14 protein-coding genes and 1 pseudogene are annotated in these 16711 nt (G+C 75.3%); 6 read left to right on the top strand and 9 right to left on the bottom strand.

Annotation, left to right across the window (positions count from 1 at the left end):
* Positions 1–186: 186 nt before the first annotated feature.
* The 6 genes and pseudogenes from D7I43_RS02750 to D7I43_RS02725 all read right to left on the bottom strand — a co-directional run.
* Positions 187–591, bottom strand: coding sequence for a cupin domain-containing protein (locus D7I43_RS02750; RefSeq protein ID WP_120326770.1), 405 nt, complete (start codon positions 589–591; stop codon positions 187–189).
* On the bottom strand, positions 584–1321 hold the full coding sequence (locus D7I43_RS02745; RefSeq protein WP_120326769.1) for an SRPBCC family protein: 738 nt from the start codon (positions 1319–1321) through the stop codon (positions 584–586). Before D7I43_RS02745 ends, D7I43_RS02750 begins: the two co-directional genes overlap by 8 nt.
* A gap of 14 nt (positions 1322–1335) precedes the next feature.
* Positions 1336–2739: an acetyl-CoA carboxylase biotin carboxylase subunit gene (locus tag D7I43_RS02740; protein WP_120326768.1), complete on the bottom strand. Its 1404-nt coding sequence runs from the start codon at positions 2737–2739 to the stop codon at positions 1336–1338.
* 11 nt (positions 2740–2750) lie between these two features.
* Positions 2751–3290 carry an acetyl-CoA carboxylase biotin carboxyl carrier protein gene (accB, locus tag D7I43_RS02735; protein ID WP_120327065.1) on the bottom strand — a complete coding sequence of 180 codons (540 nt, stop codon included), beginning with the start codon at positions 3288–3290 and terminating at the stop codon, positions 2751–2753.
* A complete protein-coding gene (locus tag D7I43_RS02730) occupies positions 3287–5017 on the bottom strand; it encodes an acetyl-CoA carboxylase carboxyltransferase subunit alpha (RefSeq protein ID WP_120326767.1) in 1731 nt (576 codons plus the stop codon). Before D7I43_RS02730 ends, accB begins: the two co-directional genes overlap by 4 nt.
* 19 nt (positions 5018–5036) lie before the next feature.
* Positions 5037–5354, bottom strand: a pseudogene (locus D7I43_RS02725) (TcmI family type II polyketide cyclase); the annotation flags it as partial.
* A 426-nt stretch (positions 5355–5780) separates the two neighbouring features.
* Here D7I43_RS02725 and D7I43_RS02720 point away from each other — a divergent pair.
* From D7I43_RS02720 to D7I43_RS34230, 4 genes are all read left to right on the top strand, one after another.
* Positions 5781–6623 (top strand): AfsR/SARP family transcriptional regulator, encoded by an 843-nt coding sequence (locus tag D7I43_RS02720; protein WP_120326766.1) that lies wholly within the window; start codon positions 5781–5783, stop codon positions 6621–6623.
* A gap of 84 nt (positions 6624–6707) precedes the next feature.
* Positions 6708–7055 carry a TcmI family type II polyketide cyclase gene (locus tag D7I43_RS02715; RefSeq protein WP_120326765.1) on the top strand — a complete coding sequence of 116 codons (348 nt, stop codon included), beginning with the start codon at positions 6708–6710 and terminating at the stop codon, positions 7053–7055.
* 9 nt (positions 7056–7064) lie between these two features.
* Entirely contained in the window at positions 7065–8414 is a 1350-nt protein-coding gene (locus D7I43_RS02710) for an FAD-dependent oxidoreductase (protein ID WP_120326764.1), read from the top strand.
* A gap of 281 nt (positions 8415–8695) precedes the next feature.
* Positions 8696–9754 carry a helix-hairpin-helix domain-containing protein gene (locus D7I43_RS34230; RefSeq protein WP_120326763.1) on the top strand — a complete coding sequence of 353 codons (1059 nt, stop codon included), beginning with the start codon at positions 8696–8698 and terminating at the stop codon, positions 9752–9754.
* Positions 9755–9846: 92 nt separating this feature from the next.
* Here D7I43_RS34230 and D7I43_RS32665 read toward each other — a convergent pair whose 3' ends face one another.
* On the bottom strand, positions 9847–10674 hold the full coding sequence (locus D7I43_RS32665) for a hypothetical protein (RefSeq protein ID WP_158610065.1): 828 nt from the start codon (positions 10672–10674) through the stop codon (positions 9847–9849).
* A 253-nt stretch (positions 10675–10927) separates the two neighbouring features.
* On the opposite strand from D7I43_RS32665, the gene D7I43_RS02695 reads away from it, so the two are divergent.
* On the top strand, positions 10928–11134 hold the full coding sequence (locus D7I43_RS02695) for a hypothetical protein (RefSeq protein ID WP_120326762.1): 207 nt from the start codon (positions 10928–10930) through the stop codon (positions 11132–11134).
* A 427-nt stretch (positions 11135–11561) separates the two neighbouring features.
* The gene (locus tag D7I43_RS02690) at positions 11562–12521 is read left to right on the top strand and encodes a TIGR03557 family F420-dependent LLM class oxidoreductase (RefSeq protein ID WP_120326761.1); all 960 of its coding nucleotides are present in this window, start codon (positions 11562–11564) and stop codon (positions 12519–12521) included.
* 114 nt (positions 12522–12635) lie between these two features.
* Here the strand turns inward: D7I43_RS02690 and D7I43_RS02685 are convergent, their stop codons facing one another.
* Both D7I43_RS02685 and D7I43_RS02680 read right to left on the bottom strand, forming a co-directional pair.
* Complete coding sequence (locus tag D7I43_RS02685) at positions 12636–14198, bottom strand: hypothetical protein (protein ID WP_120326760.1); 1563 nt, start codon at positions 14196–14198, stop codon at positions 12636–12638.
* A 204-nt stretch (positions 14199–14402) separates the two neighbouring features.
* Complete coding sequence (locus D7I43_RS02680) at positions 14403–16490, bottom strand: APC family permease (RefSeq protein WP_204985147.1); 2088 nt, start codon at positions 16488–16490, stop codon at positions 14403–14405.
* Positions 16491–16711 lie beyond the last annotated feature (221 nt).

The following is a 16711-nucleotide window of genomic DNA, read 5'->3' as shown; positions in this document are numbered from 1 at the left end:
TCGCGCTCACAGCGCCACCTTGAGTTCGCGACTGCGGGGCTCGCCACCCCGGCTCACTCCTCGCGCTCACAGCGCCACCTTTGGTTCGCGACTGCGGGGCTCGCCACCCCGGCTCACTCCTCGCGCTCACAGCGCCACCTTGAGTTCGCGACTGCGGGGCTCGCAACCCCGGCTCACTCCTCGCGCTCACGACGCACCCCGCTGCTCGACCAGCTCGGTGTCGACGTGGCCGAGTTCCGGCCGGGGCGCCAGCGGTCCGAGGTGGAAGACCACCTCGGCGGGCTCGGCGCCGGTGTTGCGCAGCCGGTGGCGGACGTTGACCGGCACGAAGAGCGCCTCCCCGGCGGCCAGCGGCACCGGGCGGTCGTCCAGGTCGACGGTGATCGCGCCCCGGGCCACGTAGAGGAACTCCTCGCTGTAGGGGTGGTAGTGCTCGGCGATCCGCTCCCCCGGGTCCAGCGTGGCCACACCCATGAACCCGGAGGTGCTGCCGACGGTGCGCGGGCCGAGCAGCACCCGCAGCGCGCCGCCCCGGCGGCGGTCGGCCGGTACGTCCCGGGCGGCGACGAGGTGCATCGTGCGCTCACTCATCGCCGGTCCCCGTCGTCTCGCCGGCCGGCGCCCCGGCCCGGGCCCGCCGCTCGATCCGCTCCTTGATGACGGCCAGCTGCACGGCGCTGTTGGCGTTGATCCGCTCGGTCATCCCGGCGTTGTCCAGGGGCGCGGTGGGCTTCATGGCGAAGTCCTGCACCCAGGTCATCCGGGTGCCCTCCGGCTCCTCGGTGTAGCGCCAGTGGATCCGCATGTACTCGAACGGCCCGGTCTCGACCCGGTGCGCGTGCACCTGCCGGGTGGCCGGGTCGGCGGTGCGTTCGCTCACCCAGCTCCACACCACGCCGTTCTCGTCGGGGTGCATGCTGAGCCGGAACCGCACCGTGTCGCCGTCGCGGTGCAGGATCTCCACGGCCGCGTACTCGGTGAACAGCTCCGTCCAGTTCGCCACGTCGTTGGTGACGTCCCACACCAGCGGCAGCGGCGCGGCGATCACGATGCTGTTCTCGGTGTGTCCCGGTTGCTGGCCGCGGCGGGCCACGAGGTCGGCCACCGCCGGGATGCTGAGCTGGGCGGCCTGCTCCGGGATCTGCACGCGGTACCGGTCGGCGACCACCGCGGAGAGTTCCAGCAGCGCCAGGGAGTCCAGGCCGAGTTCCTCCAGGGAGGCGGCGGGCGTACGGGCGGCGACCTCGGCGTCCAGTCCGCAGTGTGCCACCAGGATGTCGGTGATCTCGGCGGTCATCGGGTGGCCTCGGGTGACGGTCATCGGTCCTCCTCGTGTCAGGCGTTCGGCGGTGCGGTGGTGGCCGGCGCGGGGTCGGGCGAGCCGGGCGCGGCGGCGGCGAGCAGCCGGTCGACCAGGCCGGTGGTGTGGCGGCCCTTGCGGAACTCGGCGTCGTCGAGCACGCGCCGCACGAACGGGATCGTGGTGCGGACGCCCGGCCCGGTCACCTCGAACTCGCCGAGCGCGCGTTCGAGCCGGTCGAGGGCCAGCTCCCGGTCGGGGGCCCACACCGCCACCTTCGCCAGGAGCGAGTCGTAGTGCGGGCCGACGACGTAGCCGGGACGGCCGTGGGTGTCGACGCGCGTGAACGGACCGCCGGGCGGGACGAAGCGGTCCAGCCGGCCGGGTGTCGGGGCGAAGCCGCGGTCCGGATCCTCGGCGTTGACCCGGCACTCCACCGCCACCCCGTGCGGGCGGATCTCCTCCTGACGCCAGCGCAGCGGCACACCGGCGGCGATGTGCAGCTGCTCGTGCACCAGGTCGACGCCGGTGACCATCTCGGTGACCGGGTGCTCCACCTGGATCCGGCAGTTGATCTCCAGGAAGTGGAACCGTTCCGCGGCGTCGACCAGGAACTCCAGCGTCCCGGCGCCGGTGAAGCCGACCTCCAGCGCGCCCCGCAGCGCCGTCTCGGCGATCGTGTCGAGGGTGCCCGCCGAGAGCGCCGGGGCGGGCGCCTCCTCGACGAGCTTCTGGTGCCGCCGCTGCACGGAGCAGTCCCGCGTGCCGAGGTGCACGCCGTTGCCGTGCCCGTCGCACAGCACCTGCACCTCGACGTGCCGGGCGTCGGTCAGGTACCGCTCGACGTACACCCGGTCGTCGCCGAAGACGGCCTGCGCGGCGGCCCGCGTCCGCGCGTACGCCCGGGGCAGGTCGGCCGGGGACCGGACGACGGTCATCCCCCGCCCGCCGCCCCCGGCCACCGCCTTGACGATCACCGGGTAGCCGATGCCGGCGGCCACCTCGACGGCCGCCTCCACGGTGGGCACCGGTTCGACGCTGCCGTCGGGCAGCGGCAGCCCGGCGCGGCTCATGAGGGCCCGGGCGGACGACTTGTCGCCGAGCGCCGCCATCACCTCGGGGCGCGGCCCGATGAACGTGAGCCCGTTCAGGGCGCAGATCTCGGCGAAGTCGGCGTCCTCGGAGAGGAAGCCGTAGCCGGGGTGCACCGCCTGGGCGCCGACCTGCCGGGCCGCCTCCACGATGGCGGCGGCGTTGAGGTAGCTGCGCCGGCTCGGGGCCGGTCCGATGCACACGGCCCGGTCGGCGAGGCGGACGGCGGCCGAGTCGGCGTCCGCGGCGGAGTAGACGACCGCCGTCCGCACCCCGAGCTCACGGCAGGCGCGCAGCACCCGCAGGGCGATCTCACCCCGGTTGGCGATCAGCACCGTCTCGAACATCCCGCACCACCTCAGGCCGGATCCAGCGCGATCAGCGGCTGGTCGTACTCCACCGGCTGGCCGTCGTCGGCGAGCACGGCGGTCACCCGGCCGGCCCGCTCGGCGGTGACCTCGTTCATCAACTTCATCGCCTCGACGATCCCGACCACCTGCCCGGCCCGTACGTGGTCGCCGACGGCCACGAAGGGAGCCGCCCCGGGCTCCGGCGCCCGGTAGAAGGTGCCGACGATCGGCGCGCGGACGACCATCTCGGCGGCCGGTGGGACCGGGGACCGCTCGGCCGGGCGCGGCCCGTCCGCCGGTTGGTCGGCGGGGGGCGGTGCGGCGTCCGGCCGCGCGACCGGTGGCGGCGCGACCGGAGCGCCGTGCCACTCCACCTCCAGCACGGTCTCGCCGCTGCGCAGCCGGACGCGGCGGACCGGCCCGGCCAGCTCGGCGACCAGTTGCCGGGCGTGGCGGCGCAGCCCGGCCAGGACGGCGTCCGTGCCCGCCCGACGGTCGCCGCCGTCGGCCGCCGCCGTCTCCGGGCCGGCCGTCCCGGGGGCGGTCACCGCACACCCCCGGCCGCGGCGCGGGCGGCGCCGAAGCGCCGGAACCGCTGGCGCCGCCGGCGGACCAGGGTCGCCGGCGGCACGTCGAGCAGCGGCAGCAGGTTGGCGCGCACCGCGTCGCGCACGGCGACGGCCGTCGCCTGCGGGTCGTCGTGCGCCGCGCCCGGTGGCTCCGGCACGATCTCGTCCACCACGCCGAGCCGGTGCAGGTCCGGCGCGGTGAGCCGCAGCGCCCGCGCCGCCTGGGGAGCCGCCGACCGGTCCGGCCAGAGGATCGCGGCGCAGCCCTCCGGGCTGATCACCGAGTAGACGGCGTGCGCGAGCATCAGCACCCGGTCGGCCACCGCGAGGGCCAGCGCCCCACCGCTGCCCCCTTCGCCGGTGATGACGGCGACGACCGGGGTGGGAAGCACCGTGAGCGCGAGGATGCTCTCCGCGATGGCGGCGGCCTGCCCCTGTTCCTCCGCGCCGACGCCCGGATCCGCGCCGGGCGTGTCCACGAGCGTGACCACCGGCAGGCCCCACCGGGCGGCGAGGCGCATGAGCCGCAGGGCCTTGCGGTGCCCCGCCGGGCTGGCCATGCCGAAGTTGCGGGCGACCAGTTCGGCGGTCGTGTGCCCCTTCTGGTGGCCGATCACCATGACCGGCCGGCCGTCGAGCCGGGCGAGGCCGCCGACCACGGCCGGGCAGTCGCCGCCGAGCCGGTCGCCGTGCAGTTCGACGAAGCCGTCGAACGCGGAGTCCAGGTAGTCCAGGGTGGTCGGTCGGCCCGGGTGCCGGGCCAGCCGTACGGTCGCCCAGGGGTCGCCGTCGGTCGCGTCCGCCGGGGCGGTGTCGCGGCCCGCGCCGGCCGGCTGCTGGCGGGGTACGGGCCGGCGGGCCGCCGGCGCGGCCGGGTCGCCCGGTCCGGGCGCCGGCGTCCGCCCGCCCCGGGCCGCGGCGAGCAGCGCCACGAGCCGGGCCCGCAGTGCGCGGCGGGGCACGACCATGTCGACCTGCCCGTGCCGGAGCAGGAAGTCGGCGGTCTGGAAGCCCTCCGGCAGCGCCCGGCCGGTGACCTGCCGGATCACCCGGGGCCCGGCGAAACCCATCCGGGCGCCGCTCTCGGCGACCACCACGTCGGTGTTGGTGGCGAAGGAGGCCGCCACCCCGCCGTACGTCGGGTCGGTGAGCACGCTGACCGTGAGCAGCCCCGCCTCCCGCAGCGCGGCGACGGCCTGGCTCACGGTGGCCATCTGCATGAGCGACAGCACGCCCTCCTGCATCCGCGCCCCGCCGGAGGCGGTCACGAGGATCAGCGGCACCCGGTCGTCGAGGGCGCGTTCCGCCGCCCGGGTGATCAGCTCGCCGACGGCGCAGCCGAGGCTGCCGCCGAGGAAGCGGAAGTCCATGACGGCGAGGGCGGCCGGGTGCCCACCGAGGGTGGCGGTGCCGCAGACCACCGCCTCGCCGAGCCCGGTGCCGGCCCGCGCGGCGGTGAGCCGGTGCGGGTACGGCACCACGTCGACGAAGCCGATCGGGTCGACGTCGGCGGGCGGGTCGGGCAGCGGCCGGAACGAGCCCGGGTCGACGAGCTGCCGCAGCCGGTCCGGCGCGCTGAGCCGGGCGTGCGCCCCGCACTCGGGGCAGACGTCGAGGTTGCGGCGCAGCCGCTTGCGGTAGAGCAGGGTGGCGCAGCCGGCGCAGCGCGACCAGAGCTGCTCCTCGCGGGGGGCGGTGGCGGTCACGGCCGCCCCCGGCGGTCGCGGGGGCGTCGAAGCGGTAGAAGCAGCGCGCCATGGCGTCGCGCGGCGAGCGCCAGGTCGGGGAGTACGGCGAGACGTACGGTCGCAGCCGCGCGCTGACCCGGTCGAACTCCGGGTGCTCCCGCGCGGCCCGCACGGCCTCGTCACCGGGCAGCTCGGTCTCCAGCAGGTGCACGTACAGGTCGTGCAGCCGGTACAGCGACCGGTGCCGCACGCCGGCCAGGCGCGGCAGCTCCGTGGCGTCGGACTCGGCGAAGATCTCGGCGACCTGCGCCTCGGCGGTCGGAACCACCTTCGCGACGATCAGCGAACGATCCATGGACAGGGCCTCCTCCCACGGCGCCCGCCGGCCGCGCCCGCCGGCGCCGGACGAGCCGGACGACTGCGGCCACGATGCGGCGGCGCTCGTCACGGCGGCGTCACCGCCGGGGGTGCATCGGGGACGATCCATGGTGACGCTGCGTTGACGTAAGCTGTGTACCGGCTATGCGCCGTTGCCTCCCGCCGATCGTCCCGGCGGTAACTATTCGCAGTTCAGAGCACATCTCATGGTCTCCGGGCAGGGACCGCCGGCACCGGCACCACCATTGACCCAGAGTGACACTTATTGATAATCTTCGTCCCGGTCAGCCCGGCCGCCCGGCGCGACGCCGCGCCCACCGCGACCCGACGGCAGCGGTGTCGTGGGCAGCCGCGCCGGGACACAGCAGACAGTCGGGACACGCGTTCCGCAGGGGGTGCCGCCGTGGCCGCTGATCCGTCCGTGCCGACCGGGGGCCGTCCCGGCGCGGTGTCGCTGCACCTGCTCGGTGGCTTCCGGCTCCTGCACGGCGACCGGCCGGTGGTCGTGCCCCGCGGCCTCCAGCGGGTGATCGCGCTCATCGGGCTGCGCCCCGGCGCCACCCGCTGCCAGCTGGCCGGCCTGCTGTGGCCCGACGCGCCGGAGGAGCGGGCGCTGTCGTCGCTGCGCACCGCCCTGTGGCGGCTACGCCAGGATCCCTGCTGCCCCCTGACCGTCAGCGGCGACACCGTGCGGCTGGACCCGTCCGTACGCCTCGACGTCGACGAGCTGGTCGGCACGGCCACCCGCGTACGCGACGGCGACGACCCCCGCTGCACGGCCCGGGCGCTCGCGGCGGGCCGGCACGACCTGCTCCCCGGCTGGTACGACGACTGGGTCCTGCTGGAACGCGAACGCCTGCGCCAGCTCCGCCTGCACATGCTGGAACAGGTGGCCGGGCAGCACCTCGCCGCGGGCCGGCACGGCGAGGCGCTCGAGGCCGCGCTGGAGGCCATGGCGGCAGAGCCGCTCCGCGAGACCCCGCACCGCCTCGTGGTGCGCATCCACCTCGCCGAGGGGAACGCGTTCGAGGCGGTGCACGCCTTCTACGTCTACCGCGACCTGCTCCGGCGCGAACTGCGGCTGGAACCGTCGCCGGCCATGTGCGCGCTGCTCGACGACACGCTCGCCCCGATCCGCCGCGCCAGCCGCGACGGCGCCCCCGCGGCCCGCCACCGTACGGGGCCGCCCGCCCGTGCGGCGACGGGACCGGCCCGCCCGCCGTCACCGCAGCGCCGCAACGCGTGACGGGCAGGTGACAGGCCGGCGGGCACGGTGGGCGGCACAGCAGTCCCGTGGCTCCCGGCGGGGGCCACCGGCGGAAGGGGTCCCATGAGCCGTCTACTGATCGTCAGCAGGATCGCCCCCGGCGCGGAGGGCCGGGTGGCCCAGATCTTCGCCGAGTCCGACGCGACCGAGCTGCCCGGACTGACCGGCGTCACCCACCGGTCCCTCTACTGCCTGCACGACGTCTTCGTACACCTGATGGAGACCGCCGACGTCGACCCGGAGGCCCTCGCCGAGGCGCGCAACCACCCGCTCTACCGGAAGGTCAACGAGCGGCTCTCCGCGCACACCTCGCCGTACCTGCCAACCTGGCGCTCCCCCCGCGACGCCATCGCCGGCTGCTTCTACCGCTGGGACGCGGCCGGCGCGCCCGTCCCCCGCCCGGCCGGCTGAGGGGCCGCCGTGTCCGCCACCGCGCCGCGCGTGCTCGTCATCGGCGCCGGCACCGGCGGCCTGTGCCTCGCGCACGGGCTGCGCCGGGCCGGGATCGACGTCGCCGTCTACGAGCGGTACCGCACCCGCGGCGAAGGGCTGCTCGGCTACCGCGTCGGCATCGGCCCCACCGGCAGCCGCGCGCTGCGGGAGTGCCTGCCGCCGGAGCTGTTCGACATCTACCTGGCCACGTGCGCCCGCTCGCCCCGCTGGTTCAACGTCATCACCCAACGCATGCGCCGCACGGCGTCCTTCGAGCTGCGCCCGGACACCCATCCCGTCGACACCGAACGGTCGGTGGCCCGGATGACCCTGCGCCAGGTCCTGCTCACCGGCATGGAGGACACCGTCCACTTCGACAAGACGTTCACCCGCTACGAGCAGCGCGACGACGGCACGGTCACCGCGTACTTCGCCGACGGCACGAGCGACACCGGCGACCTGCTCGTCGCCGCGGACGGCACCCACTCGGCGGTCCGCCGGCAGTACCTGCCGCACGCGGTCACCCGCGACGCCGGCACGGTCAACATCGCCACCCGCATCCCGCTGACCCCGCACACCCGCTCGCTCCTGCCGGAACAGCTCCAACGCGGCATCTCGCTGATCTTCGGCACCGGAGGGATCATGGGCGTGCTGCACGTCATGGACTTCAAGTGGGACGCCGACGGCCGGCTCAAACCCGACGTCACCCCCGCCGACGCCGCCGTGCTGTCCCGCTGGCACGGGCGCGCCCACGACCCCACCCGGGACAACATCAACCTCGTCGTCTGGAGCACGGCGCGCCGGTTCCCCGACGACGTCATGCAGCGGCGCGGCGACGACCTGGTGGCGGTCGCGCTGGACCTCACCCGCTCCTGGCACCCGCACCTGCGGGAGCTGCTGACCCGCGCCGACCCGGCCAGCGCGCTGCCGATCCGCGTCACCACCACCGAGCCGGTGCCACCGTGGAAGAGCACCACGGTGACGCTGCTCGGCGACGCCATCCACACGATGACCCCCGGCCGCGGGGTCGGCGCGAACACCGCGCTGCGCGACGCCGCGCTGCTGTGCCGGCAGGTGCGGCTCGCCGCGGCCGGCGAGAAGACGCTCGTGCAGGCCGTCGCCGACTACGAGGCCGCCATGCTGCCGTACGGCTTCGCCCGGGTCGCCGACTCGCTGAACCGCAGCGGCACCAACGGGGACGACCGGCTGTACAAGCCCGTCGTCGGCCGGCTCGCCCTGCTCGGCGCCCGCGGCTACTTCGGCGTCACGAGCCGGGTGCCGGCACTGCGCCGCCGGTTCGTCGACGACTTCTACACCTACCGGGGCGAGGAGGACTGAGGCCCGGTCCACGCGACCCCGACGCCCGGTGGCGTCGGGGTCGTCCCCGTGCCCGACCGGACCGCGCCGGCTGCCCGACCGGCGACCGTCCGTACCCGCCCGGTGGGCCGTCCGGCACCCGGCACGGCACGCTCCGTCGCACCTCGGGCACCACCCGTGCCCGCCCGTCCCGCACCCCGGTTGGGTACCCGTGCCTCCCTGTCGCACCGACCGCGCGTATGCGAAGCTGCGGCGGGTTTTTTCTCGCACGACACATCGACGAGGTGAGAGGGAGGTCTGCCGTGGCGTGGTCCTTCGGGCACTCGCTGACAGTGATACTGGTTCTGCTGCTCGGGTTCGCCGCCGGGTGGGCGGTGCGCGGCCGGCGGGACGCACACGACGCCGGTACGCCCACCGTGGACGCTGAGCCGGTCGCGGTGCGTACCGCCCCGGCGCCGGACGCCACCGTCGACCCGGACCGGCCCGCCGCGACGGTCGACCCGACGCCGAGCGCGGTCGCGGACGAGCCGACCACCGCGCCCAGCGCGGTCACCGACGAGCCGTCCGGCACGACGACGGCCGTCACCGACGAGCCGGCCGCCGTGCCGACCGGCGGAACGGCCGTGGACGACTCCCCGGCGACGGTCGACCCGGCCGACATGGCGCTGACCGGCGACCCGGTCCCCGAGCCGCGCGCGGTCCCGCCGGCGGAGCGCACCGGGGCCGCCGACACGTCCGCCGCGGCGTCCCCGGCCGAGGCCGCGGCCACGACGGTCACCGAGCCGGCGGACGCCGAGCCCGCGACCGCGCCGGACGCCGCGCGGAGCGACACCGCGCCGACGGTCGCCGCGGACCGGGTGGAGACCACCGCGGAGGCCGACCGGCCGGAGACGGCGATTCCCGCCGACCCGGCCGAGACGACCGCGGCCTCCGGCCGCCCCGAGGTCGCCACGGCCGGTGGCCCGGCCGCGACCGGGGCGCCCGCCGACGGGGCTGGCGGTGCCTCGGTCCCCGACGGTGAGCCGGCCGGCGCGGATGCGGCTCCGGCGGCCACGCCGCGCCGCCGTTCCGGGGTGGCCACCCCGCCCGTCCGCCCGATGGCCGCCGCCACCGTCGAGGTGGACGACTTCCGCCGCATCCAGGGCATCGGGCCGAAGATGGCCGCGGCGCTGCAGGCCGCCGGCATCCGCACCTTCCGGGAGCTGGCCGAACTCGACGAGGCGGCGCTGCGGACGCTCATCCGCAACGCCGGCCTGCGCGCGGCACCCGGGCTGGCCACCTGGCCACAGCAGGCGAAGGTGCTGGCCGGCGCCCCCGACGAGACGGCCGCCGTGCTGTCCGACGGGGCCCGCCCGGCCTGACACCCCCCGACCCGGGCCACCGTCCGCCCGGGTACCGCCACCCGGGCGGTACCCGGGCTCCGGGTACCCCCGTGCAGGTCCGGTGTGGACGGTCAGACCAGGGCCCCGTCGTACGCCCGGACCCGCAGCCGGCGCGCGGCGCGGGCGCTCAGGCGCACCTGGAGCCCGAGGGGCGCGGCGGCGCGGCGCACGTCGTCGACGTGCAGCGAACCGTGCCGCTCCACGGGCAGCACCGGCGGCTCCTCCCACTCCCCCTCGGGCCGGTGGAAGGAGAGCAGCGTGACCGAGGTCGGCAGGTGGACCGGGTACGCCGCGCGGGCCGCCGCCTCGTCGCGGTGCGCGAGGACGACGAGGTCGGGCACGTGGGCGAAGTCGGCCAGGATGCCCTCGGCCCGCCAGTGGGCCGGCTCCTCGTCCGCTCCCGTGAGATGGTGGGAGCGGTTCGCGGACGTGATGAAGAGGTGCTCCGCCCCCGCCTCGGCGCAGGCCCGCGCGAAGAAGGAGTTCGACGGGCAGAGCGTTCCGGGCGCGATCACCTGGGTCGTCCGCACGCCGCCGTCGACGCGCACGAGGTGGTCGGGCAGCCGGTCGACGGCGGGGCCGCAGAACCCGAACGGGCCGGCGCCGAAGAGTCCGTCCATCAACTGCCGGACCCGCCCCTCGGGCAGCCGGGGCGGGATCCGCGACCAGTCGAACATGGCCGGTATCCGGTGGGCCGTGGCGGTGATGCTGCCCACCTGGTCGGCCGGCCGTCCCTTCGCCAGGTTGACGCGGCGCACCGTCGCCGCGTCCGGCCGCGTGACGAGGGCGTAGAAGTTCCCAAAGGCCACCGCGACGACGGCGCCGTCGGCCAGGGCGCGGGCGGCGAAGGCCACGTCGGCGGGATCGTCGACGTACCGGGTCGGGGTGCGGACGTCCATGACTCCTCCTCGGCGGTGCCGTGACGCCAGTTCTACGTCCCGGTGGGCCCGCCCCGCCGAGATCGGTCCTCGATCCGATAGTCGGCGCGACCGCCACGGTGCCCGCGGCCGATGCCGGCTCCCCCACCGGCGGTCCCCCGCCAGCCGGACGTCCCGCCCAACGCCGCCGATCGGCCCCACCGTTAGCCGTCGCACGCGACTGGGTACAACGCCCTGCACCTCGACCCACCACACCCCCGTCAGGAGGCACGCCATGCGCGGCACGTCGATACTCGGAGTCCTCGTCGTCATCTGGCTGGTCATCGGTGCCATCGCCGCGGGTCAGCGCGGCTACTACGGCGACGACGACACCAACTGCGCGGAGGCCGGGACCATCCTGGTCACCATCGTGGCCGGCCCGCTGAACTACATCGGCGCCAACCCGAAGATCGACTGCGAGCTCCCCCAGCCGTCCCAGTAGGACACTCCCGGCCCCCGCGCCGACGTCGGCGCCGCACTCCTCGGCCCGCGCCCACTCCGGCGCGGGCCGTTCGCCGTCCGGGTGCCGGGTTCGCACCGCTGCCCGTGCCGTCGGTGACCGTGAGCCCCGGCCCGGCCCGCCGCCGGGCTCTCCACGCCGCCACGGTCAGACGACCGGCCCACGACCGGCGCCGCCGCGAGCACGGCCGGCGTTGCGGGCACGGACCGAGCGGTCCGCGGCCGAATCGGCCAGGTCCAGCACCAGCGGCCGCCCGGCCGCCGTGATCGTGGACCCACGACCATCGGATCGCGCGCGCCTCACACCGCGTACGGCGTCCTAGGAGGCTGGGTCTACGGGGGTACGGCGTTTGCGGGAGCGCCCCAGGGGAACGGCTGCTGCTCCAGCGGACGGACGGGGAGCACCAGCGATGCAGATCGGGTACAAGCTGTCCACGGAGGGCTACGGGCCGAAGGAGATCATCCGTCAGGCCGTCCGGGCCGAGCAGGCCGGATTCGACTTCGTGGAGATGAGCGACCACTACCACCCCTGGCTGGACACGCAGGGGCACTCCGGTTTCACCTGGAGCATGCTGGGCTCGATCGCGGCGCAGACCAGCACCCTCGGGCTGGCCACCGGGGTCACCTGCCCCAGCGTCCGGTACCACCCGGCGATCATCGCCCAGGCCGCCGCGACCATGGCGTTGATCTCCGACGGACGGTTCACGCTGGGCGTCGGCGCGGGCGAGCGGCTCAACGAGCACGTCGTGGGGCAGGGCTTCCCGAGCGTCCGGGGCCGGCACGAGCGGCTGCGCGAGGCGCTGGAGATCATCCGGCTGCTCTGGCGGGGCGGCTACCAGTCGTACGAGGGCCGCCACCTCCAACTCGAGGACGCCCGGGTCTTCGACCTGCCGGAGACGTTGCCGGTGATCGCGGTGGCCGCCAGCGGGCCCGAGTCGGCCACCATGGCGGCGGAGCTCGGCGACGGGCTCTTCGCCACCGAGGCCGACCCCTCGATCGTGCAGCGGTACCGGTCCGCCGGCGGGCAGGGCCCCCGGTACGCCGAGGTGCCGCTCGCCTGGGCCAGCGACGAGCGCCAGGCCGTGGAGGCCGCGCTGACGACCAGCCGCTGGCTCGTCACCGGGTGGAAGGTGATGAGCGAGCTGCCCAACCCGGTGAACTTCGACGCGGCCAGCGCGCACGTCGAGGAGAAGCACATCCGGCAGTTCCTCTCCGTCGGCCCGGACGCGGAACCGCACGTGGCGAAGGTCCGCGGGTACGTCGAGGCCGGCTTCGACCACATCGTGCTCCAGAACGCGGGCCCCGATCCGGACGGCTTCATCGACTTCTTCGCCAGCGACCTCGCCGGCCCGCTGCGCGCGCTCGGCTGAGCCGCCGGGTGGTCGAGGTCTGACCACATCCCCGACGACACGGCCGGGCGCACCCGGTCCGCCCGCGACGATCGATCGTCACGCACGGCCGGGCGCGCCCTGGCACGCGGTCGGTCAGCGGAAGCAGTGGGGCACCGGCACCCGGCCGCCCACGCAGTTGGTGGGCTCGTTGCCGGCGACGACGCTCTCGTCGTCGACGCGTACCCGCGCCTGCTGGGCGAAGATGCCACCCGGCCGGGCCGACGCGTTGTTGCCCACCACCTTGCTCGTGTAGATCGAGACCTGACCGGCCGTGGCGTGGATGCCGCCGCCCGTCGACTTGGCGCCGACCGCCCCGTTGCGGGCCACGTCGCTGCCGCGGACCAGCAGGTTGGACTTCTCGGCGTAGATGCCGCCGCCGAGGCCGTGGGTGGTGTTGCCGGCGACCACGCTGTCGTCCAGCGGGAGCAGCCCCTGGACGGTCGAGATTCCGCCGCCCTTCAGGGTGGAGGTGTTGTCGCGGATCGTCATCCCGCGCAGCACGATGACGGCGTCGGAGTTCGCGATGCCGCCGCCGACCTGGGCGGTGTTGCCCAGCACCGCGGTGTCCAGCACCTTGGTCCGCGCCGAGAAGCTCGCGATGCCGCCGCCCTGCGCGGCGCTGTTCTGCACGAAGGTCGTGTTCTCCACGTCCGCCGCGCCCCGGTAGTTGCCGAGCCCACCGCCGTAGCCGTTGGCGCTGTTGTGGTGGAACTGCGACCCCCGCAGCGTCAGCACGCCACCGTTGAGCAGGCCCCCGCCCTTGCCCGCGGTGCCGGCCGCGCTGTTGCCGATGAACCTGCTGTCGGTGGCCACGAGGTTCCCGTCGTTGAAGATCCCGCCACCGCCACCCTCGGCGGACAGCGACGTGCTGCCGACGACGGTGACGCGTTCGACGACGGCGGTGGCCCCGTGCACGATGTGCACGGCGCCGCCCTCGATCTTCGAGCGGCCGTTGCGGAGTTCGACGTCGCGCAGGAACAGTTCCCCGCCGTCGCGGACGGTGAAGAAGCGGAAGTCCTCGGCGTGCACGTCGCGTTCGATGGTCGCCCCGGCGCCGTCGATGGTGATGGGTTGGTAGATCACCGGCAGGCCGGCCTTGTCGTCGGCCGGGTTGCGCGGGGGCGCCTCGGCGTCGCCCGGTGTCTCGGCCGCGTCGGCCGCCTCCCGCGCGTCCCGGATCCCGCCGTCGTAGTCGTCGGGCTGCGCGAACGCCTGGGTCAGCGTGTAGGTGCACTTCGACGCCAGCCGCAGGGAACCGCCGCCCTCGGCGTTGGCCTTCACGAGCGCCGCCACGAGCCGGCCCGCGTCGCACGGCACCTCCACCACCGGGTGGCGGCCGGTTCCGGGGCCGTCCCCGTGCCCGCGCGGCGCGCCGGCGGCGTCCCGGCCGTCACCGTCGCGCCCGTCCGGGCGGCCGGCGCCGTCGCCGGCCGGCTCACGCGCGTCGGCGCCCCCGCGCCGGTCCCCGTCCGCGTCGTCCCCCCGCTGCACACCGGCTGTCGGGAACGGGTCGAGCAGGGACGTCGCCCCCACGGCGGCGCCGGCCGCGCCCGCCGCGCCCACCACGAGGCTGCCCGCCAGCAACCCGCCGGCTAAGAACCACCGGGACCGCCGTCTGGGTCGTCCTACCCGCCGGCCCTGTTGGTACGTCGACATCGTCTCCTGCCTCTCCTGGCTGCCTGCACGGCCGCGTCCGAACCGGACGCGGGGTGGACGACGGATCGCCGGCCACCAGACGTCACGATACGGGCGCAATACGGACAATCAGGCCGTGAACGTGAACAACCTTGCCATTCACCTTCTCGGGAGAGGCGCGAGGAACGGCCGGTGGGACCGGCGTGACGGGCGGGACCGACGGGGTCAGCCGCCCACGTGGATGCCGGGCCGGCGGGCCGGGTCGGGTTCGCTGCGGCGGATGATCTCCCGGACGACGGGCGGCGTGTCGCCCCGGCCCAGGATCAGGTAGCGCAGCAGGTGGGCGATGGGACTCCCCTCCGACCACTCGAAGTGGGCGTGCGGCCGTACGCCGGTCACGTCGCGCAACGCCAGCAGGATCGCCGCGATGGCGTTCGGCGCCGCCGGGCTGCTGGCCCGCAGCACCCGGAACCCGCCCACCTCGACCCCGTGCACCCGCAGCACCTGGCTGAACTCGGAGGGGTCGATCACGTCGATCTCGAGGAACAGCACGTCCGCCGCGCCGGGCACCGGGTTCATGGCACGCTGGGCGCGCTCCTTGAGCGTGTACTCCTTCGCGGCACCGCCCTTGCGCTTGTTGGCGATGAGGTGCAGCCGGCCGTCGTGCGCCAGCGACTCGGCGATGAACCGCCGGGCCGGCTCGTCGAACTCGATCCGCTCCGCCCGCAGCTCGGTGGTACGGGTGACCCGGGAGACGAGCGAGACCACGATGATCCCCAGGATGAACAGGCCCGAGATGGTGATGCCGTCCGGGTGGTTGAGGACGTTGTCGCCCAGTGCGTACAGCAGCACGAGGGTGAGCACGCTGAAGCCGGCGGTGGCGACGCGCCGCCGGTGCCGCAGTGCCGAGATGGTGACCGCGACCGCACCGGAGACCATCATGGCGAGGATCCCGGTGGCGTACGCGCCTGCCTGCGCGTTGACGTCGGCCCGGAACGCGAGCGTGATCGCGACGCTCACCAGGGTGTAGACCAGCACGACCGGGCGCACGGCCCGCCCCCACTCGGGAGCCATGCCGTACGAGGGCAGGTAGCGCGGCACGATGTTGATGAGCCCGGCCATCGCCGAGGCGCCCGCGAACCACAGGATCAGCACGCTGCTGACGTCGTAGACGGTGCCGAAGCCCTCGCCCAGGTCGGCGTGCGCCAGGAAGGCCAGCGCCCGGCCGTTGGCCGCGCCGCCCGGACCGAACTCCTCCGGCGGGATCAGCACGGTGGTCACGAACGTGGTCAGCAGCAGGTACACCGACATGATCAAGGCGGCGGCGGTGAGCAGCCGCCGCGTGTTGCGGATCCGGGCGGCCAGCCGGGCCTCCCGGTCCGGCCCCTTGCCGGCGACCAGCGGCATCATGCTCACGCCGGTCTCGAACCCGGAGAGCCCCAGCACGAGCAGCGGGAAGGCGAGCGCCGCGGTCAGCACGACGTCACCCGGCCCGCCCACCCCGCCCAACCGGTCGCCCCAGTCCGCGAGCGCGCCCGGGTCGTCCAGGATCCGGGTCATCGCCACCGCCACCACGATCGCGTTCAGCGCCAGGAACACGGTCACCAGCGGGATGGCCACCGCCACCGCCTCGCGGAACCCGAGCAGGAACACCCCGCCGAGGACGAGCAGCAGCGCCACCGTGACCGCCACGGCGACGCCTTGCCCGTGGAAGCCCTCGGGCAGGTACGGGTTCTCCAGCAGGTGCACCGTCGCGTCGGCCGCCGAGAGCGTGATCGTGATGATCCAGGAGGTGGCCACGAAACCGAGCAGCACGAGCACGAAGATCTTGCCCCGCCAGAACGGCAGCAGCCGCTCGAGCATCGCCACCGACCCCTGCCCGTGCGGGCTCTCCCGTGCCACCCGCCGGTACATGGGCAGCATCCCGAACAGGGTCAGCGCGACGATCAGCAACGTCGCCAGCGGCGAGAGCGCGCCGGCCGCCACGGCGGCGATCCCCGGCAGGTAGGACAGCGTGGAGAAGTAGTCCACGCCGGTGAGGCACATGACCTGCCACCACGGATGCGCGCGGGTCTGCCCCTCGGCCGCCTCCGGGCCGACCGGCTGCACCCGGTGCCGGAAGAGCCACCGGTTCAGCCGGCCGGGCGGTGGCGCGGGACGTACCGGGCTCGCCACCCGCTCGGGAACGACGACCCGGCGACCGGAGGGCTCCGGGCGGGTCGGGTCACGGGCCGCCCGCAGCGCCGGCCCGGGCCCGTTCGGCCGGCGGCGCCCCTGCGCCCGTCGCGGCTTCGCCCCGTGCTCGTCAGCCATGTCCCCGTCCCGCGTCCAGAACTCCTGCCCCGACCGTAGGTGCTGCCGCGACCGCCACCGGACGGAACCGGCGGTTCTACCGTCGTGGACGTCCCGCGGGCGCGGCGCGGGACGGGGAGCGCCGCCGGCTCACCGGGTGCCGCCGGAGCGGGTCGGGCGCGGGGCCGCGCCGCCCGGCCGCGCCGGGGCGGGTCGGGCGGGCCGGGGTCGAGCGACCGGTG

Origin of the sequence: Micromonospora globbae, assembly GCF_003610785.1 — a bacterium.
GTDB lineage: Bacteria > Actinomycetota > Actinomycetes > Mycobacteriales > Micromonosporaceae > Micromonospora > Micromonospora globbae.
This window is presented reverse-complemented; position numbering and strand designations above follow the sequence as displayed.

Coding starts and splice junctions, on each gene's coding strand:
- D7I43_RS02750 (WP_120326770.1), bottom strand. CDS start 591: ATGAGTGAGCGCACGATGCACCTCGTCGCCGCCCGGGACGTACCGGCC.
- D7I43_RS02745 (WP_120326769.1), bottom strand. CDS start 1,321: ATGACCGTCACCCGAGGCCACCCGATGACCGCCGAGATCACCGACATC.
- D7I43_RS02740 (WP_120326768.1), bottom strand. CDS start 2,739: ATGTTCGAGACGGTGCTGATCGCCAACCGGGGTGAGATCGCCCTGCGG.
- D7I43_RS02715 (WP_120326765.1), top strand. CDS start 6,708: ATGAGCCGTCTACTGATCGTCAGCAGGATCGCCCCCGGCGCGGAGGGC.
- D7I43_RS32665 (WP_158610065.1), bottom strand. CDS start 10,674: ATGGACGTCCGCACCCCGACCCGGTACGTCGACGATCCCGCCGACGTG.
- D7I43_RS02695 (WP_120326762.1), top strand. CDS start 10,928: ATGCGCGGCACGTCGATACTCGGAGTCCTCGTCGTCATCTGGCTGGTC.
- D7I43_RS02690 (WP_120326761.1), top strand. CDS start 11,562: ATGCAGATCGGGTACAAGCTGTCCACGGAGGGCTACGGGCCGAAGGAG.
- D7I43_RS02685 (WP_120326760.1), bottom strand. CDS start 14,198: ATGTCGACGTACCAACAGGGCCGGCGGGTAGGACGACCCAGACGGCGG.
- D7I43_RS02680 (WP_204985147.1), bottom strand. CDS start 16,490: ATGGCTGACGAGCACGGGGCGAAGCCGCGACGGGCGCAGGGGCGCCGC.